This is a genomic window from Variovorax sp. N23 (assembly GCF_025486315.1).
Classification (GTDB): domain Bacteria; phylum Pseudomonadota; class Gammaproteobacteria; order Burkholderiales; family Burkholderiaceae_C; genus Variovorax.
The window spans coordinates 35938-61075 of sequence record NZ_JAOOPY010000004.1; the positions used below are offsets into that span (position 1 = coordinate 35938).

Here is a 25138-nt window from a genome sequence, read left to right on the forward strand (position 1 = left end):
GATTCGGCCTGTCCAGGCCTCGTACCAATCCAAGGAACACTCATGAGCAAAAAAGTCGCCTACGTCACCGGTGGCATGGGGGGAATCGGAACCGCCATCTGCCAGCGCCTCCACAAGGACGGCTTCACCGTCATCGCCGGGTGCGGCCCGACGCGCGACTACGGCAAGTGGCTGGCCGAGCAGAAGGCGCAGGGCTTCGACTTCTACGCCTCGGTCGGCAATGTCGGCGACTGGAATTCGACCGTCGACGCCTTCAGCAAGGCCAAGGCCGAACACGGCAGCATCGACGTGCTGGTCAACAACGCCGGCATCACCCGCGACCGCATGTTCCTCAAGATGACGCCCGAGGACTGGAGCGCCGTCATCGAGACCAACCTCAACAGCATGTTCAATGTCACCAAGCAGGTGGTGGCCGACATGGTGGAAAAGGGCTGGGGCCGCATCATCAACATCAGCTCGGTCAACGGCGCCAAGGGCCAGGCTGGCCAGACCAACTACTCCGCAGCCAAGGCCGGCATGCACGGCTTCACGATGGCGCTGGCGCAGGAAATGGCCAACAAGGGCGTGACGGTCAACACCGTGAGCCCGGGCTACATCGGCACCGACATGGTCAACGCGATCCGCCAGGAAGTGCTCGACAAGATCATCGCCACCATCCCCGTCAAGCGCCTGGGCAAGCCCAGCGAGATCGCCTCGATCATCTCGTGGCTCGCGACCGACGAAGGCGGCTACTCCACCGGCGCCGACTTCTCGGTCAATGGTGGCCTGCACATGCATTGACGCGGCCCGAGGTGTCGCCGAAAACCCGCTGCGGCGGGTTTTCCTTTTTGTCGCTGCCACAACGCCAGGGTGACCGACGCGGCCGCCAAGGCGACGGGAGTTGACGCCGGTCAACCGGCGGCGCGGGTTAACACCTAGATTGCACGTACCCGCCGGCGACACGGAGCGCCGAACGTGGCTGGCCTGCCGGCACTTCGGAAAGAATCGAATGAACTACACCCGTCTCAAGGCGGCATTGCGCTACTTCAACGAAGCGGTGCCTTTCAAACTGGTCCCCGCGCTGATCGCCACCGCCGTGCTGGCGACGCTCCTGCTGATTCCCCGCCCCGACGGGCTCACGCCCGATGCCTGGCGCCTGGTGGCGATCTTCCTGACCACGATCGTGGCGATCATCCTCAAGGTCATGCCCATCGGCGTCATGGCGATGATGGCCATCGTGATCGTCTCGCTGACGCAGGTCACCTCGACCTCGTCCAAAGGTGCGATCACCGATGCGCTGGGCAGCTTTTCCAGCCCGCTGATCTGGCTGATCGTGGTCGCGATCCTGATCTCGCGCGGGCTGAAGAAAACCGGCCTGGGCAGCCGCATCGGCCTGATCTTCATCTCGCTGCTGGGCAAGCGCACGATCGGCATCGGCTACGGCCTGGCCATCTGCGAGCTGGTGCTGGCGCCCTTCACGCCCAGCAACACGGCGCGCGGCGGCGGCATCGTGCATCCGATCATGAAGTCCATCGCGACGGCCTTCGACTCGGACCCGGCCAAGGGCACGCAGGGCAAGGTCGGCACCTACCTGGCGCTGGTCAACTACCACGCCAATCCGATCACGTCGGCCATGTTCCTGACGGCGACGGCCCCCAACCCGCTGGTGGTGGACTACGTCGCCAAGGCGACCCACCAGAGCTTCCATCTGTCCTGGACGACCTGGGCGCTGTGCATGGTCCTGCCCGGCCTCGTCTGCCTGCTCGTGATGCCGCTGGTGATCTACCTGCTGTCGCCACCCGAGCTGAAGGCCACGCCGGACGCCGTGACCTACGCGCGCGCCGAACTCGCGACGATGGGGCCGCTCGCGCCCCGCGAGAAAGTCATGCTGGGCACCTTCGCTCTGTTGCTGGTGCTGTGGGCGAACGTGCCGGCGATGCTGTTCGGCCCCGCCTTCACGCTCGACCCGACGGTGGTCGCCTTCGTCGGCCTGTTCGTGCTGATCATCACCGGCACCATCGACTGGGACGACGTGCTGTCCGAGAAGAGCGCGTGGGACACCCTGATCTGGTTCGGCGCACTGGTGATGCTGGCCGAGCAGTTGAACAAGGTCGGCGTGATCGCCTGGTTCTCCCAAGGCATGAAGGGCGCCATCGTCACCAGCGGCATGGGCTGGCCGCCGATCGCCGCAATCCTGGTGCTGGTCTTCGTGTTCTCTCACTACCTGTTCGCCAGTACCACGGCGCATGTCAGCGCGATGCTGCTCGCGTTCCTGGGCGTCGGTGCGCAGCTGATTCCGGCCGCCTACGTGGTGCCCTTCATGCTGATGATGACGGCCGGCTCGGCCATCATGATGACGCTGACGCACTACGCCACCGGCACGTCGCCGATCATCTTCGGCAGCGGCTACGTCACGATGGGCCTGTGGTGGCGTGTGGGTTTCGTGATGTGCGTGGTCGAGCTGCTCGTCTTCGCCGTCGTCGGCACGGCCTGGTGGAAGGTTCTGGGTTTCTGGTGAGCGGGCCGGGCGATGGGGTTTTCTGCCGGCGCGCGGGGCGCCGGCGCGATGGACGCTAAAGTCACGGCAGCCTCTTGCCGCCGGCATCGGCGGCAAGCGCCCCGGATTTCCGCCCTCTCGACCGCCCAGCGCCCCCCCGGATGCCCCACAGCGTTTCCCTGATCAACACCATCGCGGCCGGCCTGGGCCTCGCGCTCGTGCTCGGCTTCCTGGCGGTGCGCATCCGCCTGCCGGCGCTGGTGGGCTACCTGCTCGCGGGCGTGATCATCGGGCCGTTCACGCCCGGCTTCGTGGCCGACGCCGGCATCGCCGCGCAGCTCGCCGAGATCGGCGTGATGCTGCTGATGTTCGGCGTCGGCCTGCATTTCTCGCTCGACGACCTGCTGGCCGTCCGCAAGATCGCCGTACCCGGCGCGCTGGTGCAGATCGCCGTGGCCACGCTGATGGGCGGCTCGCTGGCGCTCTGGTGGGACTGGCCGGTGGGCGCTGCGCTGGTGTTCGGGCTGGCGCTGTCGGTGGCCAGCACGGTGGTGCTGCTGCGCGCGCTGGAGAGCCTGGGGCTGCTCGATTCCTACACCGGGCGCATCGCCGTGGGCTGGCTGGTCGTCGAGGACCTGGCCATGGTGCTGGTGCTCGTGCTGCTGCCGCCGCTGGCCAGCACGCTGGGCGGCTCGGCCGAGGGTGCCGACGCCGGCGCGATCTGGACCACGCTGGGCGTCACGCTGCTGCAGGTCGGCGGCTTCGTGGCGCTGATGCTGGTGGTCGGCCGGCGCGCCTTCCCGTGGATCCTCTGGCAGGTCGCCCGCACCAACTCGCGCGAGCTGTTCACGCTGTGCGTGGTGGCCGCCGCTGTGAGCATCGCCTTCGCATCGGCGGCGCTCTTCGGCGTGTCCTTCGCGCTGGGCGCCTTCTTCGCCGGCATGGTGATGCGCGAATCCGAATTCAGTCAGCGCGCCGCCGAGGAATCGCTGCCGCTGCGCGACGCCTTCGCCGTGCTCTTCTTCGTCTCCGTCGGCATGCTGTTCAACCCGGCCGTGCTGATCGAGCGGCCGCTGCAGGTGCTGGCGGTGGTGCTGGTCATCGTGGTGGGCAAGTCGATCGCCGCCTGCGTGCTGGTGCTGGCCTTCCGCTACCCGCTGAACACCGCGCTGACGGTGAGCGCCAGCCTGGCGCAGATCGGCGAGTTTTCCTTCATCCTGGTGGGGCTGGGCGTGTCGCTGAAGCTGATGCCGGCCGAAGGCCAGAGCCTGGTCCTGGCCGGCGCGCTGATCTCCATCGCCACCAACCCGCTGTGGTTCAGCCTGATCGCGCCCCTGCAGAAGTGGCTGCATGCCCATTCGTCCTTCGCGCGCGGCCTCCAGGCGCGTGACGATCCGCTGGCCGAACTGCCGACGACGACCGAGGCGCGCTACCTGTCGCGCCAGGTGGTGCTGGTGGGCTACGGGCGGGTCGGCCGGCGCATCGCCGCGGCGCTCACGGCACACCACATCCCTTTCGTGGTGGCCGAGCAGAACCGCGAGCTGGTCGAGAAGCTGCGCGCCGAGGGCGTGGCCGCGGTGTGGGGCGATGCCTCGGAGCCTGCCGTGCTGATCCAGGCGCACATTGCACGGGCGCGCGTGCTGGTCATCGCTGCCCCCGATGCCATGAACGTGCGGCAGATGGTCGAGACGGCGCGAACGCTCAACCCCGATATCGAAACGGTCATCCGCAGCCACAACGAGGACGAGGCGCGGCTGCTGACGCAGGAAGCCGCCGTGACGGTCTTCCTCGGCGAGCACGAACTGGCGCAGGCCATGGCGCGCGACGTGGTGCGGCGGGCAAGGCCGGCGTGAGCGGGCGGCGCGGTTGCCGCTCAGAGGTCCTCGATCACCAGCATCCGGTAGCGCTGCGCGATGGAGTAGGGCACCGTGCGCACGACCGCCATCAGCCGTTCGGCGGCTTCCTCGTCCTCGGTCTTCACCAGCAGTGCCGCATGGCCCTCCCGGGCGAGCTTGGTGTAGGCGCGGACCGTCGCCCCTTCGGTGCCGGCGCTCGGCAGCGGGTTGTCGGCGTCGCTGGCGGTCGGGGTGATCTGCGACAGCAGGATATCCGGCGGAATCAGGTAGATCGCGTCGGCGCTGAAACCCTTCTCGACCAATTGCCGGCCCACCTGCCTGGCATCGTCGGGGTCGGGAAACATCACCATGGAATAACCCGTGGGATAGAAGGCGCCGCCGATGGTGGCCGTCATGCTGGGGTCGAGCGAAAAATTTCTCATGGCGCGTTTCTCCATCGCAATGGTTCACAGGGTGCTTCGAGCGCTGCGAGCGTAGGCCGCCCGCGGTGCGCGGCGGTGTAGGGAGAAACAAGCGAGCCATGTGTGCAAAATGCCCGTTGTTGTCGACAACGACAGGCATTTCAATGGCATCGATTGACATTTGTAATAGACCGTGACTTTCTCCGCAGGCGTTTTCAGGCGCCGTGCATACGATGCGCGGGTGCTCTTGATCCATCACTCCCCCAGCCCATGTCCCCATTGCGAAACATCGCGTTGACGGTGCACGAGCTCGAGGATGGCGAGTTCTACTGGGTCCTGATGGAAGCCACCGACTACGCCATGGAAGAGGCGCTGCCCTACCTCCCCGTCGAGTCCTCCGCCGACCCCTACGCCACGTATGCCAACGCGCTGGTGGCCGGGCTCGCCGCGATGCGCCGCATGTTCGGCAACCACGGCCCGCGCGACTGACCGCGGCTCGAAACACCCCTGATTCCAAGCGATCGTCAGATCGCTGGTGAAGCGCGCTTTGCACTTCTAGACTGACTCTCCGGTCGCGAACCATGTTGCTGTTCGCGGGGTTTGGAGGCGTCTGGGCCAATGCGCAATACAGGGGGCGACGTACTCGCCGCAGTTCTCCCGGCTGGAGCCGGCGCCGTCATCGCGGCAGGCGGACGATGCGCATGGTGAACATGGCCATCGCGAAAGCCCACGGTTCATCCCGTCGACGGTGCCACACGGCCCTGGTGGGCGCCTCCGATGCCGCGAGAGAAAACCCGCGCCGTGCGCTGCGCGCGCTCGGCGGTCGGCTGGACCAGTTCGAGCTGTTGGTGGTGGTCTGCCCGGTTTCTCTCGTGGCAAGCCATCGGGCGGCCTGAGGGGCATCCTCGGGGCCCGCGGTCTTCCCGATGGGAAGAGGGCGCTCCATGCAAGGATTTCTCGCGTGCGGCGCGCGCTGGTCCTCGACGCCGATCCCGAGTGGCGAGTCGACAGCGTGCCCGGCGTCGGGTATCGACTGGCGCGACCCGAAGCTCACGCCTCGACCGCGGCGCGCTTCGGCAGCACCAACCAGAACGTGCAGCCGCCTTCGTCGCCGCTGTGAAGCAACACCTGCCCCCCGTGGCGGGTGGCGACCGTCTTGACGCGTCCGCCGGGGCGGCATTGCATAATGCGCGAGAAAATGCTTTCAGATCAAGAACTTAGCGCAGACCGGCTGTCCGTCGCCCCGATGATGGATAAGTCGGAAACCTGATAAAAATCAAATACTTAGGGGCGCCTGTGTGCACGTCGTGTGCACTGCTTTTGCGGATCCACCCTAAGCCACTCGATTTGCAGCCGCTTTGCTTCGCTGCGATGTAGCTGCTGCAGTCCGCCTTTCCTCTACCGTTTCGTGCTCGCGAGCGGCGTCTGGCTTGAGCGCGAATTCAAGGCAAAACCGCTCATTCCGCGACGGGCACCGGGCCGACGCGCGTCTCTACCACCTCGAAGTCGGGCACCGCGGTGCGGCCCTGCCGGAAGCCTGATCCGCTGGCGCCGCCTACTCGGCGAGTTGCAGGAACACGCGCCCGCCTTCGATGCGCACCGGATAGCATTGCAGGTCCACAGTGACCGGCGCGAAAGTCGCGGCCACACGGGGTGTTTCGGTCATGTCGTTCACGGGGTCAGGCCTCCATGACTTCGCGCCAGTAGGCGTACATGCCGCGGATCAGCGTCTCGGTCACCATGTGGTCGGTGTCGCCGACCTCGTGCCCCACCGAGCTCGGCCAGCGTTCGGTGGAGGGCTTCTGCTCGAAGCCTTGCTGCGAGAACTCGATCACCTCGCCCGAGGCCGCGCAAGACGCTCGGCTTCCACACACCCGCTGAGATGTTCAGCGAATGTGTTGCATCGACCGGTAGAATCCGCCGCCCGAAGCGGCTGTCCGCGTCACTCGAAAACGGACGGCCTATGACCGGGAAGGCTCGTTGGGGGGCTGCTAAACCTCGAGCGCGACCTGCCCACCGTCGACCGCTACCAGGTAGCCGGGCGCGCCGGCGACTTCCTCGATCGTCACGCCCATGAAATGCGTGTCGTGGATCTCGTCGCCCGGATCGCGACCGAGGTTGCGCATGCGGATGAACGCGCTGCGCTGCTCGGGCGACAGCACGAGCTTCTGCGGGTACTTCTTGTCGTGCGCCTTCCAATGCGCCGAGACTGCCTTGGTGACGGCGTCGTAAATGTTGCTCATGGCTGCATTGTCGCGGGCGGCATCGGCAGCACGCCGCCGTCCGTCTCGCAGGTGCCGAGCGTCATCGGGCTGACTTCTCACGCTGCCTATACTGCGGCGGTGACGGCAAGCGCAGCGGTTGGTAGAGGGCCCCTGAAGGGCAGCCCCTCACAACGTGAGGTCCTCGAAGCTGCCGCCGTCACCACGATTCAGGGCGGTGCTCGCCACTGACCCGGATCCCTCGCCACGCTGCCGGTTTCGCAGGCGAATTCGGGCCTGCTAAAAGTCAATGAAATCAACGACTTGCAGCGCTTGCCGATCCCGAAAAAGCCTGTTTGAGGCACAGTTATGGCCCAATGAATCTGGGCGCTGTCACATGCCAGGCAGAGCCGCCAGCATGCAAGCCGTACTGCCTCAGGCGGTGGATTCGTCGCGCTACAAAGATGCCGCCATTCAATGGTCTCGAGGCAGAGGCGGGAACTCAGCTAGCAAATTGCGGGAGCGCCACCAGTGTCGATCCGTTCCAGCCGATGATCGGACTGAGAGACCGTGGCATCGCCGCCGGCATGTGTGCACGCAGTGCCAGCGGCATCACGAGGCGGGTGGGGAGTTTGTCGAGGATGTCGCTTTGGATGTCCACCATCCATGGAATCTCGCCGCGCTGGGTCTTGGAAGGATTGGCGTAGACGTCGAACTGTGCCACGGCACGATCACCAGGGACGATAGTCTTCGCCGAAAACGCCCACGCGCTCGATGAGCCCGTTCTGTGCGGCAATCCATTCCGCACAGGTTTCGTTGAACTCGCGCAGTTTCTGGCCGTCCGTCTTTTTCTGTTCCAGCGCCTCGAGTTCGGCGTATCGGGCGGCGGAAACCATGACGACCGCGACGCGGTCGTTCTTCATGACCTGCACTGGCTCGCGCTCAGCCTGACCCAGGTAGTAGCCAAAACGGTTCTTGGCATCGGTGGCGCTGACCTGCATGAATAGGCCCCTGGGTGCAAGATTAGCCATTTTAGCCATTCTCCGCGGGGCTTGGGCAAGGGCTTCTGGATCAAATCGAAACGCGCGACCCGCACGCCCCTCGCTGCTGTTCACGACTTTCATCCCCGAGCGGTGACCCTTCACACGCCAGCCAGTGTCGGGGCAGTGCTTGCTCACTGCTTGGCCTTTAAAACCTGCCTTTCGATGAGCCGGCTGGTCCCTTGCTGTTAGGTTCCGTGGCACTCACCCGCGAGTTCGCATGTTGTTTTGCCACAGCTATTTTTGATGTGGTGCACTAGCCAAGTCTGCCTGGAGGGCAGCTGGGCCGTGACGACACTTTCGTTATGCCGTTGAGGGGGCGACGACGGTGGAAAAGCGGAAGAATGTCAAAGTAGAGCATCGGGCAATAATCGCTCGAATCACCGAAAAGAGTTTCCCTGAGGGATTCAATGGACAAGGAAGACCCATTTGCAGGTGTGTCGGTTTTCGTGACCGCAGCCCGTTCGGGCACGTTTACCCGAGCGGGGGAGCAGCTCGGTCTCACGAAGTCTGCGGTTGGCAAGGCAATCACGCGTCTCGAGGAGCGGCTCGGCTTCAAGCTCTTTCACCGGACCACGCGTCTAACGCGCTTGACCGCGCACGGCGAGGCATACCTTTCAGCATGCCTCGCCGCACTGGATGAGGTCACTGCGGCCCAGACCGCGCTGTCCTCCAACAGCCAGGTGCTGGGCGGAAGGTTGCATATCGACGTGCCCGTGGCCTTCGGCAGGCGCGTACTGCTGCCGGCCTTGATCGAAATAGTCCGCCCTCACCCGGGCATCAGCCTGACGCTGACCTTCACAGACGCCACGAGCGACCTGCTGCGCGACGATGTCGACCTTGCCATCCGCTTCGGAGCCTTGGGAAACAGCAGTCATCTGGTCGCACGCCATCTGGCCACCCAGCCGCGCGTCATCTGCGCCTCGCCGGGCTATCTGAAGGAGCGCGGCACTCCGACAACGATGGCGCAGCTTGATGAACATCGGTGCGTCGTCGGCACGTTCAACGGCCCTCCCTTGAGCTGGACCATTCTCGAAGGTGGGATCGAGAAGACGTACATGCCACCGGCCACGCACCAGCTGAGCGATGGAGAAGCCATGGTCGACGCGGCGGCCGCCGGACTCGGACTGGTGCAAATGCCGCTTTCGGTGGTCCGCGAGAAGATCCAGGCGGGACACCTCCAAGTCGTGCTTGCCGAATATTCGGGCGCGGGCGTGGAGGTCCATGCCGTCTGGCCACATCAGGGGCATCTCAGCCCTCGTCTGCGCTATGTGGTCGATGCGCTCGTCGGGTACGCCGCGCAGGGTCGGCTGGACTGAGCTCTCGGGGGAGCTGGCGTGGGGCGCTGCGCGGCTGCCATTGAGCGGCCCGCTCGAGAGCGCAATGCGGCGCTGGCCACCGTGCGCCGGATCGAGTAGCGACATCCAAAGCAAGGTCCCTCGCGCTGTATCGGGCGTTAGCGAAATTCACGCCAGTGATGTGACTCATCACTGCGCATGGATTGACTGATATCACCCAGTCACGAATGATCCACGTCAGAGACATGAGGTGCGCTTCGTCTGCCCCAACGAGCCCGACGGCGAGCGCATCCCCTGTCTTGCGGCGCGGCATCCCGCGCGCCGTACCGACCGAACAACAAGGAGACATCCATGCATGAATGCCCCGTCACGGTCTTTCCCAGGCAGATCCGCTGGGAAAACGACGACACCAGCCGTATCCCATTTCAGGCTTACACCGATGAAGACCTCTATCGCAGGGAATTGGACCGGCTGTTCTACAACGGCCACTGGTGTTACGTCGGTCTCGAAGCCGAGATCCCCAATGCGGGCGACTTCAAGCGCACCGTCATCGGCGAACGATCGGTGCTGCTGGTGCGCGATAAGGATGGCTCGATCCACGTTGTCGAGAACGTCTGTGCGCACCGTGGCATGGCCTTTTGCCGCGAGCGTCATGGCAATCGCGAGAGTCTGACTTGCCCCTATCACCAGTGGAACTACACGCTGTCGGGCGACCTGCAGGGCGTGCCTTTCCGCCGTGGCGTCAAGCAGGACGGCAAGGTGAACGGAGGCATGCCGGCCGACTTCAAGCCCGCCGACCACGGACTGACCAAGCTGAAGGTGGCGACTCGCGGCGGGGTCGTCTTCGCTTCGTTTGACCATGACGTAGAGCCGCTGGAGGACTTCCTCGGTCCCGTGATCGTGGGTTATTTCGATCGCCTGTTCGATGGCCGCAAGCTCAAAATCCTGGGCTACAACCGCCAGCGCATTCCAGGCAACTGGAAGCTCATGCAGGAGAACATCAAAGACCCGTACCACCCGGGCCTGCTGCACACCTGGTTTGTCACGTTCGGACTTTGGCGTGCCGACAACAAATCGCAGCTGTTGATGGATGCGCACCACCGCCACGCGGCCATGGTCTCCACGCGCGGCGCGGCCGGCAAGGCTGCCGAGAAGTCTGCCGACGTGACGCAAGTCTCCAGCTTCAAGGCGAGCATGGAACTGAACGACCCGCGCTTCCTCGACATCGTGCACGAGGACTGGTGGGGCGCGCCGACGGCCGTGATGATGACTGTGTTCCCCAGCGTGATCTTCCAGCAGCAGGTCAACAGCGTGTCGACACGCCACATTCAGCCGGACGGGCACGGCGCCTTCGATTTCGTGTGGACGCACTTCGGCTTCGAAGACGATAGCGAAGAGATGACACAGCGCCGCTTGCGCCAGGCCAACCTGTTCGGCCCGGCCGGCTTCGTTTCGGCCGACGACGGTGAGGTGATCGAATGGTCGCAGGAAGCTTTCGAAACGAAACCCGCGCACCGCACGCTCGCCGAACTGGGCGGACGCGAGGTTGGTGACACCGACCATATGGTCACAGAGACGTTGATACGGGGCATGTATGAGTACTGGCGCAAGGTGATGGAGCCGGAGGTACTGCCTGGCCACCCGAGCGTGACGGCAGGGCAACCGCAATCGACGGAGGTTTGAATCCATGGATCCCCAGACCTACTACGAACTGACGCAGCTCTACGCGCGTTATGCGTCCGTGCTGAGCGCCGCCCAATGGGAAGCCTGGCCCGAGTTCTTCGTCGAAGATTGCGTCTACAAACTGCAGCCGCGCGAGAACCATGAACGGGGCTTTCCGCTGGCCACGCTGGCCTTCGACAGCAAGGGGATGCTCAAGGACCGTGTCTACGGCATCCGCGAGACGCTGTTCCACGACCCCTACTACCAGCGCCATGTGGTCGGTGCGCCGCTCGTGCACAAGATCGAGGCCGATGGCCGCATCTACGCTGAGGCCAACTATTCCGTGTTCCGTACGAGGTTGTCGAAAGAATCGACCGTGTTCAACGTCGGCCGCACGCTCGACGAAGTGGTGCGCACGCCCCAAGGCTTGAAGTTTGCCGTGCGCCTGGTCGTCTACGACAGCGAGATGATCCCCAACTCGCTGATCTACCCAATCTGAGGAGCCGCCATGACCATCAACTGGATCGATGCGGCCGCGCAGGACGACGTGCCGCAGGATGACGTGATCGGCCTGGCCATCGCGGGCCGTGATATTGCGTTGTACGGCGTCGACGGCGAAGTCTTCGCCACCGACAACATCTGCACCCATGGCCACGCCCGACTGTGCGACGGTTTTTTGGAAGGTCACGAGATCGAGTGCCCTCTGCACCAGGGCAAGTTCGATGTGCGCACGGGCCAGGCCACCTGCGCCCCTGTGACCGAAGCGCTGCGCAGCTACCCCGTGAAGATCGAGGGCGGCCGCGTCTGGCTGGCCCTCGACTGAGCGCCGACCGCTCTCAAGGAGACTCCAATGACTGCTGTGCGACCCGAGGTCGCGGCCGCCGCATACCCGAATGCCGGTGCAGACACCGCTCCGCGCACCATCGTGATCATCGGTGCCGGCCAAGCTGGCGGCTGGGCAGCGCAGACGCTCCGCAGCGAAGGCTTCGCCGGCCGGCTGGTGCTGATTGGCGACGAGATGCACCCGCCGCACGAGCGCCCACCGTTGTCGAAGGCCGTGCTGTCCGGCGCGGCGCTGCCCGAGACCGCGCGGCTGATGAAGTCCGAGGCGTTCGAGGCCCTGGGCCTGGAATGGCGGGCCGGCGCGCAGGTGCGCCGGATCGACCGCACCGTCAAGGAAGTGCTGCTGACCGATGGCGAGGCGCTGGCCTATGACAAGCTGATCCTGTGCACCGGAGGGCGTGCCCGCCGGCTTGCGCTGCCCGGCGCTGACCAGGTGCCGCTGCACACGCTGCGCACGATCGAGGACGCACTGGCACTGGCACCGCTCCTAGGCCCTGGTCGCAGCGTCGTCGTGGTGGGGGGCGGCTGGATCGGGCTGGAGGTGGCCGCCACCGCGCGCCAGCAGGGTGCCGAGGTGGTCGTCGTCGAAACCCAGAGCCGCTTGTGCGAACGCACCGTGCCGGCCGAGATCTCCGAGCACCTGTTGGCATTGCACCGCGCCCAGGGCACGCGCGTGCTTCTGGGCGCGGGTGTCCTTGGTTTTGCTCAGGCGGCAGACGGCCGTCCGGAAGTCCTGCTCGCTGACGGCGTTGCTCTGCGGTGCGACGCCATCGTGATCGGCATCGGCCTGGTGCCCAATGACGAACTGGCGCGCGAGGCGGGCCTGGAATGCGAGGGCGGCGTGGTGGTTGATGCGCAATGCCGAACGTCCGACCCCGACATCCTCGCCGCCGGCGACGTGGCCGTCGCGCCCAACCCGTGGGCCGGTCGCCGGCTGCGGCTGGAGTCGTGGCAGAACGCGCAGGAGCAGGGGATTGCCGCCGCACGCTCGGCTCTGGGCCACATGGTCGACTACCAGCCGCTGCCTTGGTTCTGGTCCGACCAGTACGGCATGAACCTGCAGATCTACGGCATACCGACCGCCGCACACCGCGTGGTGCGCCGCGGCGACGCAGCCGACGGCAGCTTCGTGCTGTTCTACCTGGCTGGCGACGTGGTGCAGGCCGCCATCGGCCCCAACGCGGCGCGCGACCTGCGCTTTGCACGCCGGTTGATCGAGCAGCGCAAGCCTGTCGACGCCGAACGCTTGGCCGATATGGGAACGCCGATGTCCAAGATCTGACGGCAGCCCCAACGCTCGATTCCTCACCCACACACAACCCGATAGGAAATCCCATGACCACCTCCCACTACCTTTGGACCCCGCCGCCTGTCTATTCACTGCCCGTGCGTGGCCGCAGCGAGCGCCTGCCGATCCAGCGCCTGTTCTTCGTCGGGCGCAACTACCACGCGCACGCCGTCGAGATGGGCCGCCCGGTCGACAAGTCGGTCGAAGTGCCGTTCTATTTCACCAAGGCGCCGTCCACGCTGGTCGAATCCGGGGCCACTGTGGCTTACCCCCCCGGCACCAGGGACTACCAGCACGAGATGGAGCTGGTGCTGGCCATCGGCGCCCCCGGCTTTCGCGTGAGCGAGGCGGATGCGCCCGGCCTCATCTACGGCTACGCCTGCGGTCTGGACATGACGCGCCGCGACCTGCAACTCGTGGCGCGCGAGAAGGGCCGCCCCTGGGATTTGGGCAAGGACGTGGAGCAGTCGTCCATCGTCTCCGAGATCGTGCCCATGCCGCACACCGTGCTGAGCCAGGGCGACTTGTCGATGTCGGTCAACGGCAAGGTGCGGCAGAAGTCCGATCTGTCCAAGCTGATTTGGAACATCCCCGAGCTGATCGCCGACCTGTCCAAGTTCTACCACCTGCTGCCTGGTGACCTGATCTTCACCGGCACGCCCGAGGGCGTGAGCGCAGTGCAGGCCGGTGACCGCATCGAGGGCCAGATCGACGGCGTGGGCACGATCGTGCTGAACGTCGGCCCGGCTGAGTGACGCATCGCTGAACCAGAGGAGACAAACCCACCGTGACCACCGACCTGATCCCATCTCCCGTGCGGCTGCACGCCGTCGCGGGACCTGGACAACCCGACCCCTCGCCCGCGTTGGAGCAGCTCTACCGCGGCTTCGAACAGGAGCTGCTGGTGCCGCTGTGGACCGAGATCGGCGACCTGATGCCCCGGCACCCCAAGTCCAAGGCCGTGCCCCATCTGTGGCGTTGGGAGCGGCTGAAGGCCTTAGCGGCGCAGGCCGGCGAGATCGTGCCCGTAGGCCGTGGCGGCGAACGCCGAGCCATCGCGCTGGCCAACCCTGCGCTGGGGGGGCGCCCCTTCGCCACGCCCACGCTGTGGGCCGCCATCCAGTACCTGATGCCGGGCGAGGACGCACCCGAGCACCGCCACACGCAACATGCCTTCCGCTTCGTGGTGGAAGGCGAGGGCGTGTGGACGGTGGTCAACGGCGACGCGGTGCGCATGTCGCGCGGCGACTTCCTGCCGCAGGCGGGCTGGAACTGGCACGCCCACCACAACGCGGCCACGGCGCCCATGGCCTGGATCGACGGGCTGGACATTCCGTTCTCCTATTACACCGAGAGCCAGTTCTTCGAAGTGGGTCGCGAGAAGATCGCGCCGGCCGAACGCACCACGGCCAAGCGCTCCTACTCCGAGCGGCTGTGGGGGCACCCCGGCCTGCGCCCCGTCTCCGGCATGGCGGCGCAACGCGCCACGCCGCTCCTGGCCTACCGCTGGGTCGACACCGACCGCGCGCTGGCCGACCAGCTCGCGCTGGAGAGTGAAGGGCAGGCCGGTACGCTGAGCCCTGGCCATGCGGCCGTGCGCTTCACCAATCCCACCACCGGTGGGGACGTGCTGCCCACAATGCGCACCGAGATGCATCGCGTGCGCGCGGGCGCGTCGACGCGGGTGCAACGAGAGGTCGGCTCGTCCGTGTTCCAGGTCTTTGATGGCAGCGGCACCGTGACCGTGGGCGAGCACAGCTGGCAGGTGGCGCGCGGCGATCTGTTCGTCGTGCCCTCGTGGCAACCGTTCTCGGCACAAGCGGGGGCGGGCAGCGCGCTGGACCTGTTCCGCTTCGGCGACGCGCCCATCTTCGAGGCGCTGCATGCGAACCGGGTCGAAGTCAGCGGCTGAACAGGCAGCGCTCGGCACGCCCGCCCCCCCCACGTCGAACTACGGATCCAGCCAAATTTCAACCGGCCAAACTCGGCCACCAATTCAAGAGAGACAAAGCTATGAGAAACGCCATTCGGAAACCGACTTCCCGCACTGTCAGTGCGCTCTGCGCGCTCGTTTTCGTGGCCGCTGCGCATCCGACGAGCGCCGTGGCTCAGACCTATCCCGTCAAGCCGGTACGGTCGGTGGCGCCGTACTCGCCGGGCAGTGGCCCCGACGCGGTGATGCGCATCCTGAGCGAGCGCTTGTCGCGCAGCTGGGGTCAGCAACTTGTGATCGACAACAAGCCAGGTGCGAACGGCTTCCTCGCCATCAGCGACGCCAAGCGGGCGGCCCCCGACGGCTACACCCTGCTTCAGGTGGACAACACGCATATGGCCTTGCAGCCGCACGTGTTCAAGCAATTGCCGTACGACCCGGTGAAAGACTTCGAGCCGGTGGCACCGGTCTATTTCACGAACTTCTTCGTCGTGGTGGCCGCCAACTCGCCCTGGAACAATGTGGGTGACCTGATCAAGGCGGCCAAGGCTGCGCCCGGCGACATAACTTACGGCTCATGGGGCATCGGCAGCGTGGCGCATGTCGGCGCGACGATGCTCGAGGCGGCAACGAATTCGAAGATGATGCATGTGCCCTTCAAGGACATGGGCAGCGTCTACACATCCGTAGCCACCGGCGACATCAAGTGGGCCTTCGGGACGGCGGCAACCGCCGGACCGATGTACCAGGCGAAGAAGGTGAAGTTCCTGGCACTCGCGGCACCCAAGCGCCTGCCGGGCTATGCCGATGTCCCGACGGTCGCCGAGGCGGGCGGCCCGGCAGGCTTCGAGGTGAAGACCTGGGTTGGCCTGTTCGCTCCCACCGGCACTCCGAAGGCGACGATTGACAAGCTCAACGCCGATGTCGGCAACGTGCTGGCGACTGCAGAAGTCAAGGATCGGCTGGCGACCTTCGGTTTCGAGCCCTACATCGGCCCGCCCAGCGAACTCACCGAGGCCATGAAACGCGATTCGCGCATGTTCGGCGAGGTCGTCAAGCGAGCCAAGATCGCCCTGGATTGATTGCAATGAAGCTCTATTCCTTCTTCCGCAGTGGCACCTCGCACCGTTTGCGTATTGCGCTGAACCTGAAAGGCCTGTCCCACGAGCAGGTTGCGGTCGACCTGCGGCGCGAGGACCACCTCGCCGAGGCGTTCAAGGCGGTCAACCCACAGCAGTTCGTGCCGGTGCTCGAATCGGATGGCCGACTCATGACACAGTCGCCGGCGATCATTGAGTGGCTCGAAGAGCGCTATCCACATCCGCCGCTGCTGCCCAGTGGTGCCGACGAGCGCGCACAGGTGCGCGCGCTCGCAGCCATCGTTGGCTGCGACATTCATCCCGTCAACAACCGGCGCATTCTCGAAGCGCTGCGCCACCGTTTCGGCGCGGACGAAGCGGTGGTGAATGACTGGTGCAGCACGTGGATCAGCGCGGGCTTCAACGCCATCGAGGCCTTCCTTGCGGCCGACACGCGGCGCGGGGACTTCTGCTTCAACGGCAGTCCCACGCTGGCCGATGTCTACCTGGTGCCGCAAGTCGAGAGTGCGCGCCGTTTCAATGTGGACATAACGCGTTGGCCGCACATTCAGGCGGTGGATGTCGCGTGTGGGCGGTTGGAGGCGTTTCGAAAGGCGGCACCTAGCTCGCAGCCTGATGCGAGTTAAGTTCAGTCTCCCTGCGTGTAGAACGCATCGGCATAAATGTGCGCCGCGTCGACGCCTTTGCGAAGCGCCATCAGCGTTGTGGTCTCGACCATCGGCGGTGAGCCGCGCAGGTAAGCGTGCCAGCCACGCAGGCTGGCATGGTCGTTCGCAATGGCCTGGGTGACCAACCCGGGACGCTGTGTGGCGGTGTCGGCGCCCGAGGCCACGACCACGTGTACGTGCAACGCGGGGTGCATACACCTCAGCTGCTCCAGCCAGGGCAGGCCATAGAGGTCGCGCGGCGAGCGCAGGCCGAAATACAGATGAATGGGGTTGCGCATGCCGGCCAACACCGCGCCTCGAACTACGGAGAGGACTGGCGCAAGCCCCGTGGCACCGGCCACGCAGAGGACCGGCCCGGTGTGATGCTGGCGCAGATAGGCAGCGCCAAGCGGCCCGCTAACCTTGACGGCGTCACCAATCTTGAGCTTTTCAGCGATGTAGGCACTGACCCTTCCTTTGGGCATCAGCTGCACATGAAACTCAAGCAGCTCGTCACCCGGCAGGCCAGCCATGGAGTAGGGCCGGGCGTGTGCCGGCGTGAAAGTTATCTTCGCATACTGGCCGGGGGAAAACGCAATCGGCTTGGAGGGCTTGAGCAAGAGGCGGCGGACGTCCGCCGCCAGCGGCTCGATGCCAATCACTGTGGCTTTGAGCACGCGTGCCTGGTGCACTACGGCGTCTTCGGGCGTGGGCACCTCGATCGTGCACGGCTCGGTTATGTAGGTTTGGCAGGCCAGGACAACACCATCCATCCCATCCAACGGATGCTGCTGCTCGCGTCCGCCGTCCAACACTTCGCCGTCGCGTACGCGGCAGCGACAGATGCCGCAGCGGCCGGACAGACAAGAATAGGACATCGGCACTTGGGCCGCGCGCAGGGCTTCGAGCAGATTCGCGCCGGGGGCCACGCGGATCGTGCGGTTGAGCGGCTGAACGAGGATGTCCATAAACAGTGGCTTGGGGTGGCTCAGCAGATTGTGCCCACTGCTCATGGGTTGCAATACCATCCAGCAATGGAATTGTCCGACATCGACCTGAACCTGTTGGTGCTGTTCCACCACCTGATGGTGGAACGGCGCGTGTCTAAAGTGGCCGAGACCATGGGGCTAACGCAGCCGGCCGTCAGCAATTCGTTGGCCAAGCTGCGTCGCATCTTCGGCGACGAGCTGTTCCTGCGAACCGCTGGCGGCATGGTGCCCACGCCCTTCGCCGAGCAACTGGACGAGCCCGTGGGCTATGCGCTGAGCATGATTCACAGCGGCCTGAACCAGCGTGCCGAGTTTGCACCGGCCGCGCTCAAGCGCACCATCACCCTCGGCATGACCGACATCGGCGAGATCGTCTTCCTCCCGGCATTGTTGGAACGCCTGGGCCGCGAGGCGCCCGGGGTGACATTGAACACCGTGCGCAACCACGCGACCAACCTGCGCGACGACATGGAGGCCGGCCGGGTCGACTTGGCCCTCGGTCTGCTACCGCAGTTGAAGGCGGGCTTCTTCCAGCGGAGGCTGTTCCGTCAGCGCTATGTTTGCATGTTCCGTCAGGGCCACGCACTGGACCGGCCGCGGTTGAGCTTGGCCGACTACAAGGCCGCAGAGCACCTGGTGATCGTGGCCGCAGGCACCGGCCACGGCAAGGTGGATGAACTGATTCAGAAGGCTGGCATCGAGCGCGTCGTGCGGCTGAGGGTGCCGCATTTCGTGAGCGTTGGGCACATCCTGCAAAGTACGGCACTTGTGGCTACCGTGCCCGAGCGCCTGGCGCTCAAGCTGGTCGACCCTTTTGACCTTACGCTGCGCACGCACCCGGTCAATCTGCCCGAAGCGCCGATTAATCTGTTCTGGCATGCCAAGGTACACCGCGAGCCGATGAATCAGTGGTTGCGAAGCGTGGTGTTCGAGCTGTTCGGGGCGGATCAGGCGAGTTAAGTTGCGCCCGCCAGTCGAGTACCTGCGCGTCGGTGCGACGACCATTCGCCGCGTTGGGCCGAGCAACGGCCTGAAGCCTCATCTGAGCCGCACCTTCAAGCTCTCGCGCGATCTGCGCTTCGAGGACAAGTCGCTGGACGTCGTGGGCCTGTACATGAACCGCCCGAGCACGCCCTCGTACTCAGTTGCGACAAGAAGAGCCAGATTCAGGCCCTCCACCGCACGCACCAGGGCTGGCGATGAAGTGCGGTCGTGCCGGCACCGTCGCCCAAGATTGAAAGCGCCATGCGTGCGTTCCTGGCCGTCGCCGAGCGGCATGCGCTTCTAGACGATCCGAGGTTCGACGGCGTGTCAGGTCGTGTGCTCCATGTGGCCGAGTGGTTCGAGGTCCGAGGTGCCGCTCACGCACAAGAGCAGCGACGAGTGGCTGAGACTTCTGCAGGACGCCGACATCGCGGCGCAACCCTGCCATACCCTCGAATCACTGCAGGGCGATCCCCATTTGCAGGCTGTTGAACTGTTGCAGGAGGAGCGGCATCCAACAAAGGGGGAGGACGAAGGTCCTTCGCGCCTCGATGAGAGTCGATGACGCGTACCTGCCGCTTCGAGGCCCCACCTAACCATCATGAATGGGAAACAGCGGCCGTTCTCTCGAAGCTTGGCCTCCCCGATGAAAGCATCGAGCGGATGACGGGTGTTGTGACCGCCCCGCAGACGAAGTAGGGACAGCGGACGATTTGAAGCCGAGTTTCAAATGCCCTGACCGGACGGCGTGTGCCCAGAGATGGGCGCCCTTGAGGTCCAGTATGTTCAGGCCGGCGTAGCGCCAAGGGGCCCATGAGGATGCATAGACATGCACCGGCCGGCGTGCGCCCTATGAGCGCGGGCGGCGTGACCGTGGTGCTGATGACTCGGTTGCCGGACGAACGACAGGATTCGTTGGTTGCGGCGTTTTCTGTGCAATGCTGGTCCCGCCGACGCGGGCGGAAAGCGTTCGCGCAGCAACTCCCAATGCTTCTTGCACCTGTGGGATGGACTTGCGTTGATTTTGATCGATACGCTCCGCATACGGGACCGTCAAGGCTGCGATTGCGTGACCCTGGGTGTCGAGGATCGGGAAACTCACGGCATAGAGGCCTCGTACCTGGACGCTTGGGATGGACTCGAAGCCGCTGACTCGCACCGAATCCAGAACGCTCTCGATTTGCGGATCTGCTTGACCGGGACGCCGTTGCACAGATTCCTCGATCCGCAGTCGGCGCGTTTCCTGATCCTGAAAGGCGAGCAGCACGCGGCCCGAAGCGGAGATCAGCACGTCCAGCTCTGCGCCCACCCTGACTGCAAACCCCATTCCACTCGGCGTATCGGCCTTGCAGATCACGATCTGCTTGCCCTGCCCATAGACGGTGAGATGGCACGACTGATCGAGCTCGCTGGCCAGCCGTTGCATGATGGGAACGGCTTCCACCAACAGGCGATGGGTCGGTGGATTGATGTGGGATAGTTCGAACAGCTTGGTCGTGATGGCGTAGCTGTTCTCGTCGACGGGTGCGACATAGTTGCGGCTAATAAGGCAAGCGAGCATCCGGTAGATCTCGCCGACGCTGCGGCCCATCACCTGTGCAATCTCTTTCTGCGACATCGGAACCTCACTCGTACAGAGGATCTCCAGGATGTCCAGGCCTTTTTCCAACGCCGGCGCCGCATAGCTGCGGCCTTCCGGTTCAAGGTCGCTCAGATCGTCTTTCATTGCCAACTTTCGCATCTCGGTGGAAGAGGGGCCGCCACGCTGTGCGCCCCGGATCATCGTACCAATGAAATCAACAATGCATCCCTAAAGAACTCCGGGTTGATTCGCGCCTGCGCGGGCGCGGGCTGCCCCGATGAGGCCTCAAGGTGACCCGCTTCGTCCGCAATGTAGGCAAAGAAGGCAATAGACGCAGGAGGACTCGGAGAAGGACGCGACGCGTGAATCTTGCGATCGAGGCGCGCCGCCATTCCGCGATCGATTTCCTTATGCAATCTGGCATGCATCCATGAAGCCTACGGGCCGGAAACGATTGTGAGTTACCTCCTTAAATGGGGATAGGTGTTTTCACCTATGCATCATTGACTTCATAGATGAATCGAAATATCGTGACGCTGAGCTTCGATACCGGTCCCCATACGGCTGTCTCGAGGCCCGAGCCGCGCTGCATGACCGTGTCGGTCCCGCGCCCCACACCCGACTACTCAAGGATGCGACATGAATTTCAAGTTCCACCACATGAACCTCTGCACGGACAGCCTGCCCCGCCTCACCAAGTTCTATCAAACGCTGTTCGACCTGGGAACGATCAAGGACGAGGAGCACACACGGGTCGATGCCAGCAGCGACCGCACCGGCTACAACGGCAAGGTTGACTTTCTGAGCGATGGCGCCATCGAGTTTCACTGGGCCGAACGCGATATCGACACGGGCTTCAAGATGAAGCAGATCGTCAACCCGATGGCGCGTGGGCACTTCTGCTTTCGCACAGACGACATCAAGGGCTTCATGCGCAAGTGCGACGAGCTCGGCATCCGCTACTCCGACTACGGCAAGTGGGCCATTGCGGGGTGGTACCAGGTGTTCCTGCAGGACCCGGACGGCAATGTCATCGAAGTCCATCAGCCCGGCATGTGACAGCCATGCTCGTCAAAGACAAAGTCTGCGTCATCGTCGGAGCGGCTTCGTTGCGAGGGATCGGGTATGCAACGGCAGCGCTGTTCGCCGAGCATGGCGCGAGGCTCGCGGTGGTCGATGTCACCATGACCGAAGCCTTGGGCATTGAGATCAAGTCGGCCATCGAAAAGGCCGTCGGCCGGGACGTGGAACTGATCGGAGTGAAGTGCAACATCGCCGACTTCGATGATTGCGCAAAGATGGTCAGCGAGGTGCTGTCGCGCTATGGCGCCATCGATTGCCTGGTCAACAGCGCCGCGGTCGTGAAATCACAGCCTTTGCTGGAGATCCAGGACGAGGACTTCGATCTGGTAGCCGCTGTGAATCTGAAGGGAACCTTTAACCTTTGCAAGAGCGTTCTGCCTGTCCTTTGCGAGCGTAAGAGTGGCACGATCATCAACCTGGCCTCGGTGGCGGCGCAACGCGGCGGAGGTCTTGTCGGTGGCGCGCACTATGCCGCGTCCAAGGGTGGCGTGATCAGTCTGACGCGCTCCGTGGCACGCGAGTTCGGTCCCCAGGGTGTGCGCGCCAACGTGGTCTGCCCCTCGATGACAGAGACCGGAATGTTGGACGGCAACGTCACCGAAGACCAGTTCAAGGAGATCGTGGCCGCCATTCCGCTGAAACGAGCAGGAAAGGCGCGAGACATCGCCGGGGCCTGTCTGTTTCTCGCCTCGGACCTGTCGGCTTACGTGACGGGAGCCACCTTGGACGTGAACGGCGGCAGCCATATCCACTAGCGGCTGCGTGAGCCGAGACTGATTTTCAAACCGCGCGCACGTCGCGCTTTAAAAACCAAGAGGCCGCGGGGCCCATCGGAGACATCCACATGCAACGTCGTTTCGCTCTCAAGACGCTGGCAGCTGCTGCCACGGCCGCTTCCCTGCCGAGCTTCGCGTTCGCGCAGGGTAACAAGATATCCATGAAGCTGGGCATCTCGCTCGCGCAGTCGCATCCCACGGTGGTGGGCCTTCAAGCAGCTTGCGCCGAGATTCTCAAGGAGTCCAACGGACAGCTGGCCATCGACGTGTTCCCGAACAGCCAGCTTGGCAGTGACACGGACATGATCTCGCAAGTCCGCTCGGGTGCCATCGAGATGATGTCCACCGCGAGTGGGGTGTTCGCCACGCTCATCCCGAGCGCGGCTGTCTCGGTGACGCCCTTCGTGTTTGCCGATCTGCAGACCGCGTTCCGCGCAATGGACGGTGATCTCGGCGACCACATTCGTACGGGGTTCACCAAGGTCAACTTGGTGCCGGTGGGAAAGGCGTGGGATCACGGCTTTCGCCATGTCACGATGAGCACCAAGCCTGTCAATTCCCCGCAAGATCTGCAAGGTGTCAAGCTTCGGGTCCCGGCAACGCCTGTGCTCCAGCAGACATTCAAGGCGCTCGGAGCGTCTCCGACCACCATCGGCATCGGCGAGGCCTACACGGCATTGCAAACCAAGGTGGTCGACGGGCAGGAGAACGGACTGGCCATCATCGAGGCGCAGCGCTTCTACGAGGTCCAGAAGTACTGCTCCCTCACGGGCCACGCCTGGGAGTGCTTCTGGATCGCGGCGAATCCGCGAGCATGGAATGCGGTGCCCGAAAACCTGCGTCAGATCGCAACGCGCGCCTTCGAGTCCCATGCCGTGAAAACGCGCGCAGCGATGGCCACGCTCAACAGTTCATTGCAGGAAAGCCTCACCAAGCGCGGCTTGACCTTCAATGCGGTGAGCCAGCAGCCGTTCCGCGAAGCCCTTCAAAAGGCCGGGGCGTACAAGGAATGGAAGAGCAAGTTCGGTGAGGAAACCTGGGTGCTGCTGGAGAAGTACTCCGGCAAGCTCGCCTGAAGAGGACACGACATGACTCACGCAAGCCAAGCGGGTGCCATGCCGTTGCTGGAAGACGGCGTGTTTCCGACGGCGGAGCGGGTCCCGCCAAAGTCGGGTTGGATCGTTCCTCTCGAGATCATTGCGGCCGCATTGATCGCTGGAATCGTCTTGCTCCTGTTCGGCGGTGTGGTGTCTCGGTACGTCTTCTCCAGGCCCATTGACTGGATCGACGAGACGGTGTCGATGGCCTTCATCTGGGTCGGAATGATCGGTGCGGGCATCGCGATGTACCGCAACGAGCATTTGCGATTGGCGACCTTTGTCGACATGCTGCCGGCGAGGAGTCGCGAGTTCGTCAATGCTATCGCCCTCGTCTGCGTTGCCGTCTTCCTGGTCGCGCTCATCCCCCCGGCGATGGAGCATGCGAAGCAGGAGTGGATCATCGAGATGCAGACTCTCCACATCCCGAACAGCTTTCGGGTGGGTGCCATTGCGGCCGGTGTGCTGCTGATGCTCGCGATTGTTGTCCAGCACGCAGTGCGGACAATCGGAAGGACGCCGCTGGCCACCGCTGTTGCCGTGGTCGGCGCAGCAGTCCTGGCCTTCTACCTTCTCTCCCCGGTGATCTCGCAGTTCAAGATCGGCAGCCTCGTGCTCTTCTTGGTTGTCGTCGTCGCACTGTTGCTGGCCGCGGGCGCGCCTATTGCGTTCTGCTTCGGGCTTGGTGTGATGGGCTATCTGGCATTTGGCACGTCGGTGCCGATCGGCGTGATCGTCGGTCGCATGGACGAGGGGATGTCCAATCTCGTGCTGGTCTCTGTGCCGGTGTTCGTGCTGCTGGGGTGCGTCCTCGATGCCACGGGCATGGGCAAGGCCATCATCGACATCCTCGCGGCGCTCATTGGGCATATCAAGGCAGGGATGTCCTATGTGCTGTTGGGTTCGCTCTTCATCGTCTCGGGCATTTCCGGCTCCAAGGTGTCCGACATGGCCACAGTGGCCCCCGCACTCTTTCCGGAGATGACACGTCGCGGCAACAAGCGCCCGGAGATGGTGGCGCTTCTTGGAACCGGCGCCGCGATGGCGGACACAGTGCCGCCCAGCATCGTGCTGATCGTGCTGGGCTCGGTGGCGGGAGTATCGATCGCCGGTTTGTTCCAGAGTGGTTTCGTGATTGCGATGGTGCTGCTGTTGACGCTCGTGGCGGTGGCTCGCTGGAAGGCGAGAAACGAGCAAAACGACGGCACGAAGCGCCCGCCATGGAACCGTATTGGACGTCTGGCTCTGGTTGCGGCGCCTGCACTGGCACTTCCTTTCCTGATCCGCAGTGCGGTAGGCGAGGGCGTGGCCACTGCAACCGAGGTGTCCACCATTGCCGTGATCTACGCCATGATCGTCGGTCATGTGCTCTACGGTGGCTTGCGCTGGAGGACGCTCTACGGGATGCTGGTCGAGACGGCAGCGCTGAGCGGGGCGATTCTGATGATCCTCGGCACGGCGTCGGCCATGGCCTGGGGAATCACCCAAAGCGGCGTCGTGCAGGTGATGTCGCAGTTCCTCACGACGTTGCCAGGCGGATCCATCGCCTTCATGGCCGCGTCGATCGTGATCTTCATCGTCCTCGGATGCCTGCTCGAAGGCCTGCCTGCGGTGCTGCTGCTGGCACCCATCATGTTCCCGATCGCCAAGAAGCTGGGCATCCACGACATCCAGTACGCCATGGTGATCGTCTCGTCCATGAACATCGGACTGATGCTGCCCCCGGTCGGGGTCGGCTTCTACGTGGCCTGCCGGATCGGGGAGGGCAAGCCGGAAGAGGTGATGCGTGCCATCTGGCCATACATCATGGCCTTGCTCGTCGGTGTGATCATCATCGCCTGCGTGCCAGCGCTTTCCACTTTCGCCTTGTAAGGAGCAGGAT

27 protein-coding genes and 2 pseudogenes are annotated in these 25138 nt (G+C 64.3%); 22 read left to right on the forward strand and 7 right to left on the reverse strand.

The window, feature by feature from the left end; genetic code table 11:
* The first annotated feature begins 42 nt into the window (after positions 1–42).
* The 3 genes from phbB (at position 43) to ybaL (ending at position 4329) form a co-directional block, all read left to right on the forward strand.
* Positions 43–780, forward strand: a complete 738-nt coding sequence (phbB, locus tag N8A90_RS07380; RefSeq protein WP_262074032.1) for an acetoacetyl-CoA reductase — start codon at positions 43–45, stop codon at positions 778–780.
* 208 nt (positions 781–988) lie between these two features.
* Positions 989–2497, forward strand: coding sequence for an anion permease (locus N8A90_RS07385; protein ID WP_262074033.1), 1509 nt, complete (start codon positions 989–991; stop codon positions 2495–2497).
* A 140-nt stretch (positions 2498–2637) separates the two neighbouring features.
* Positions 2638–4329: a YbaL family putative K(+) efflux transporter gene (ybaL, locus tag N8A90_RS07390; RefSeq protein WP_262074034.1), complete on the forward strand. Its 1692-nt coding sequence runs from the start codon at positions 2638–2640 to the stop codon at positions 4327–4329.
* Positions 4330–4349: 20 nt separating this feature from the next.
* Here ybaL and N8A90_RS07395 read toward each other — a convergent pair whose 3' ends face one another.
* Positions 4350–4754, reverse strand: a complete 405-nt coding sequence (locus N8A90_RS07395) for a hypothetical protein (protein ID WP_262074035.1) — start codon at positions 4752–4754, stop codon at positions 4350–4352.
* Between the two features lie 249 nt (positions 4755–5003).
* Here N8A90_RS07395 and N8A90_RS07400 point away from each other — a divergent pair, with 249 nt between their 5' ends.
* From N8A90_RS07400 to N8A90_RS07410, 3 genes are all read left to right on the forward strand, one after another.
* Entirely contained in the window at positions 5004–5222 is a 219-nt protein-coding gene (locus N8A90_RS07400) for a hypothetical protein (protein WP_262074038.1), read from the forward strand.
* A gap of 212 nt (positions 5223–5434) precedes the next feature.
* Positions 5435–5629 carry a hypothetical protein gene (locus N8A90_RS07405; RefSeq protein ID WP_262074040.1) on the forward strand — a complete coding sequence of 65 codons (195 nt, stop codon included), beginning with the start codon at positions 5435–5437 and terminating at the stop codon, positions 5627–5629.
* A 65-nt stretch (positions 5630–5694) separates the two neighbouring features.
* A complete protein-coding gene (locus tag N8A90_RS07410; RefSeq protein ID WP_262074041.1) occupies positions 5695–5853 on the forward strand; it encodes a hypothetical protein in 159 nt (52 codons plus the stop codon).
* Positions 5854–6412: 559 nt separating this feature from the next.
* On the opposite strand, the pseudogene N8A90_RS07415 reads toward N8A90_RS07410, so the two are convergent.
* The 4 genes and pseudogenes from N8A90_RS07415 to N8A90_RS07430 all read right to left on the reverse strand — a co-directional run.
* Positions 6413–6583: pseudogene (locus N8A90_RS07415) on the reverse strand (salicylate hydroxylase); the annotation flags it as partial.
* Between the two features lie 141 nt (positions 6584–6724).
* Complete coding sequence (locus N8A90_RS07420) at positions 6725–6976, reverse strand: hypothetical protein (protein WP_262074042.1); 252 nt, start codon at positions 6974–6976, stop codon at positions 6725–6727.
* Positions 6977–7436: 460 nt separating this feature from the next.
* On the reverse strand, positions 7437–7658 hold the full coding sequence (locus N8A90_RS07425) for a CcdB family protein (protein ID WP_262074043.1): 222 nt from the start codon (positions 7656–7658) through the stop codon (positions 7437–7439).
* Positions 7659–7665: 7 nt separating this feature from the next.
* Positions 7666–7935: a type II toxin-antitoxin system prevent-host-death family antitoxin gene (locus N8A90_RS07430; RefSeq protein ID WP_262074044.1), complete on the reverse strand. Its 270-nt coding sequence runs from the start codon at positions 7933–7935 to the stop codon at positions 7666–7668.
* A gap of 449 nt (positions 7936–8384) precedes the next feature.
* Between N8A90_RS07430 and N8A90_RS07435 the strand changes: the two genes are divergently transcribed.
* From N8A90_RS07435 to maiA, 9 genes are all read left to right on the forward strand, one after another.
* On the forward strand, positions 8385–9293 hold the full coding sequence (locus N8A90_RS07435; protein ID WP_262074046.1) for a LysR substrate-binding domain-containing protein: 909 nt from the start codon (positions 8385–8387) through the stop codon (positions 9291–9293).
* Positions 9294–9623: 330 nt separating this feature from the next.
* Positions 9624–10955 (forward strand): aromatic ring-hydroxylating dioxygenase subunit alpha, encoded by a 1332-nt coding sequence (locus N8A90_RS07440; protein WP_262074047.1) that lies wholly within the window; start codon positions 9624–9626, stop codon positions 10953–10955.
* A gap of 4 nt (positions 10956–10959) precedes the next feature.
* A complete protein-coding gene (locus N8A90_RS07445) occupies positions 10960–11433 on the forward strand; it encodes an aromatic-ring-hydroxylating dioxygenase subunit beta (RefSeq protein ID WP_262074048.1) in 474 nt (157 codons plus the stop codon).
* A 9-nt stretch (positions 11434–11442) separates the two neighbouring features.
* Positions 11443–11757: a non-heme iron oxygenase ferredoxin subunit gene (locus tag N8A90_RS07450; protein WP_262074049.1), complete on the forward strand. Its 315-nt coding sequence runs from the start codon at positions 11443–11445 to the stop codon at positions 11755–11757.
* A 27-nt stretch (positions 11758–11784) separates the two neighbouring features.
* Positions 11785–13059: an NAD(P)/FAD-dependent oxidoreductase gene (locus tag N8A90_RS07455; protein WP_410087645.1), complete on the forward strand. Its 1275-nt coding sequence runs from the start codon at positions 11785–11787 to the stop codon at positions 13057–13059.
* Positions 13060–13112: 53 nt separating this feature from the next.
* Entirely contained in the window at positions 13113–13820 is a 708-nt protein-coding gene (locus N8A90_RS07460) for a fumarylacetoacetate hydrolase family protein (protein ID WP_262074051.1), read from the forward strand.
* A 32-nt stretch (positions 13821–13852) separates the two neighbouring features.
* On the forward strand, positions 13853–14977 hold the full coding sequence (locus N8A90_RS07465) for a cupin domain-containing protein (protein WP_262074052.1): 1125 nt from the start codon (positions 13853–13855) through the stop codon (positions 14975–14977).
* Positions 14978–15168: 191 nt separating this feature from the next.
* Positions 15169–16080, forward strand: coding sequence for a Bug family tripartite tricarboxylate transporter substrate binding protein (locus N8A90_RS07470; RefSeq protein WP_262074053.1), 912 nt, complete (start codon positions 15169–15171; stop codon positions 16078–16080).
* A 5-nt stretch (positions 16081–16085) separates the two neighbouring features.
* Positions 16086–16724, forward strand: coding sequence for a maleylacetoacetate isomerase (gene maiA / locus N8A90_RS07475; protein ID WP_262074054.1), 639 nt, complete (start codon positions 16086–16088; stop codon positions 16722–16724).
* A 2-nt stretch (positions 16725–16726) separates the two neighbouring features.
* Here maiA and N8A90_RS07480 read toward each other — a convergent pair whose 3' ends face one another.
* Positions 16727–17713, reverse strand: a complete 987-nt coding sequence (locus N8A90_RS07480; protein ID WP_262074055.1) for a 2Fe-2S iron-sulfur cluster-binding protein — start codon at positions 17711–17713, stop codon at positions 16727–16729.
* Positions 17714–17779: 66 nt separating this feature from the next.
* Here N8A90_RS07480 and N8A90_RS07485 point away from each other — a divergent pair, with 66 nt between their 5' ends.
* The 3 genes and pseudogenes from N8A90_RS07485 to N8A90_RS07495 all read left to right on the forward strand — a co-directional run bounded on the left by N8A90_RS07485 (position 17780) and on the right by N8A90_RS07495 (position 19283).
* Entirely contained in the window at positions 17780–18694 is a 915-nt protein-coding gene (locus N8A90_RS07485) for a LysR family transcriptional regulator (protein ID WP_262074056.1), read from the forward strand.
* Between the two features lie 64 nt (positions 18695–18758).
* Positions 18759–18928 (forward strand): annotated as a pseudogene (locus N8A90_RS07490) (IS630 family transposase); the annotation flags it as partial.
* A gap of 160 nt (positions 18929–19088) precedes the next feature.
* Entirely contained in the window at positions 19089–19283 is a 195-nt protein-coding gene (locus N8A90_RS07495; RefSeq protein WP_262074057.1) for a CoA transferase, read from the forward strand.
* 285 nt (positions 19284–19568) lie between these two features.
* On the opposite strand, the gene N8A90_RS07500 is transcribed toward N8A90_RS07495, so the two are convergent.
* Entirely contained in the window at positions 19569–20444 is an 876-nt protein-coding gene (locus tag N8A90_RS07500) for an IclR family transcriptional regulator (protein WP_262074058.1), read from the reverse strand.
* 495 nt (positions 20445–20939) lie between these two features.
* Here N8A90_RS07500 and N8A90_RS07505 point away from each other — a divergent pair, with 495 nt between their 5' ends.
* The 4 genes from N8A90_RS07505 to N8A90_RS07520 all read left to right on the forward strand — a co-directional run bounded on the left by N8A90_RS07505 (position 20940) and on the right by N8A90_RS07520 (position 25128).
* Positions 20940–21359 (forward strand): VOC family protein, encoded by a 420-nt coding sequence (locus N8A90_RS07505; protein WP_262074059.1) that lies wholly within the window; start codon positions 20940–20942, stop codon positions 21357–21359.
* Positions 21360–21364: 5 nt separating this feature from the next.
* A complete protein-coding gene (locus tag N8A90_RS07510; protein WP_262074060.1) occupies positions 21365–22138 on the forward strand; it encodes an SDR family NAD(P)-dependent oxidoreductase in 774 nt (257 codons plus the stop codon).
* Between the two features lie 89 nt (positions 22139–22227).
* On the forward strand, positions 22228–23235 hold the full coding sequence (locus tag N8A90_RS07515) for a TRAP transporter substrate-binding protein (RefSeq protein ID WP_262074061.1): 1008 nt from the start codon (positions 22228–22230) through the stop codon (positions 23233–23235).
* A gap of 12 nt (positions 23236–23247) precedes the next feature.
* On the forward strand, positions 23248–25128 hold the full coding sequence (locus N8A90_RS07520) for a TRAP transporter large permease subunit (protein WP_262074062.1): 1881 nt from the start codon (positions 23248–23250) through the stop codon (positions 25126–25128).
* Positions 25129–25138 lie beyond the last annotated feature (10 nt).

Coding starts and splice junctions, on each gene's coding strand:
- N8A90_RS07450 (WP_262074049.1), top strand. CDS start 11,443: ATGACCATCAACTGGATCGATGCGGCCGCGCAGGACGACGTGCCGCAG.
- N8A90_RS07515 (WP_262074061.1), top strand. CDS start 22,228: ATGCAACGTCGTTTCGCTCTCAAGACGCTGGCAGCTGCTGCCACGGCC.
- N8A90_RS07435 (WP_262074046.1), top strand. CDS start 8,385: ATGGACAAGGAAGACCCATTTGCAGGTGTGTCGGTTTTCGTGACCGCA.
- N8A90_RS07395 (WP_262074035.1), bottom strand. CDS start 4,754: ATGAGAAATTTTTCGCTCGACCCCAGCATGACGGCCACCATCGGCGGC.
- maiA (WP_262074054.1), top strand. CDS start 16,086: ATGAAGCTCTATTCCTTCTTCCGCAGTGGCACCTCGCACCGTTTGCGT.
- N8A90_RS07480 (WP_262074055.1), bottom strand. CDS start 17,713: ATGGACATCCTCGTTCAGCCGCTCAACCGCACGATCCGCGTGGCCCCC.
- N8A90_RS07405 (WP_262074040.1), top strand. CDS start 5,435: ATGGTGAACATGGCCATCGCGAAAGCCCACGGTTCATCCCGTCGACGG.
- N8A90_RS07520 (WP_262074062.1), top strand. CDS start 23,248: ATGACTCACGCAAGCCAAGCGGGTGCCATGCCGTTGCTGGAAGACGGC.
- N8A90_RS07445 (WP_262074048.1), top strand. CDS start 10,960: ATGGATCCCCAGACCTACTACGAACTGACGCAGCTCTACGCGCGTTAT.
- phbB (WP_262074032.1), top strand. CDS start 43: ATGAGCAAAAAAGTCGCCTACGTCACCGGTGGCATGGGGGGAATCGGA.
- N8A90_RS07500 (WP_262074058.1), bottom strand. CDS start 20,444: ATGAAAGACGATCTGAGCGACCTTGAACCGGAAGGCCGCAGCTATGCG.
- N8A90_RS07455 (WP_410087645.1), top strand. CDS start 11,785: ATGACTGCTGTGCGACCCGAGGTCGCGGCCGCCGCATACCCGAATGCC.
- N8A90_RS07385 (WP_262074033.1), top strand. CDS start 989: ATGAACTACACCCGTCTCAAGGCGGCATTGCGCTACTTCAACGAAGCG.
- N8A90_RS07400 (WP_262074038.1), top strand. CDS start 5,004: ATGTCCCCATTGCGAAACATCGCGTTGACGGTGCACGAGCTCGAGGAT.
- N8A90_RS07440 (WP_262074047.1), top strand. CDS start 9,624: ATGCATGAATGCCCCGTCACGGTCTTTCCCAGGCAGATCCGCTGGGAA.
- N8A90_RS07505 (WP_262074059.1), top strand. CDS start 20,940: ATGAATTTCAAGTTCCACCACATGAACCTCTGCACGGACAGCCTGCCC.
- N8A90_RS07510 (WP_262074060.1), top strand. CDS start 21,365: ATGCTCGTCAAAGACAAAGTCTGCGTCATCGTCGGAGCGGCTTCGTTG.
- N8A90_RS07485 (WP_262074056.1), top strand. CDS start 17,780: ATGGAATTGTCCGACATCGACCTGAACCTGTTGGTGCTGTTCCACCAC.
- ybaL (WP_262074034.1), top strand. CDS start 2,638: ATGCCCCACAGCGTTTCCCTGATCAACACCATCGCGGCCGGCCTGGGC.
- N8A90_RS07460 (WP_262074051.1), top strand. CDS start 13,113: ATGACCACCTCCCACTACCTTTGGACCCCGCCGCCTGTCTATTCACTG.
- N8A90_RS07420 (WP_262074042.1), bottom strand. CDS start 6,976: ATGAGCAACATTTACGACGCCGTCACCAAGGCAGTCTCGGCGCATTGG.
- N8A90_RS07430 (WP_262074044.1), bottom strand. CDS start 7,935: ATGCAGGTCAGCGCCACCGATGCCAAGAACCGTTTTGGCTACTACCTG.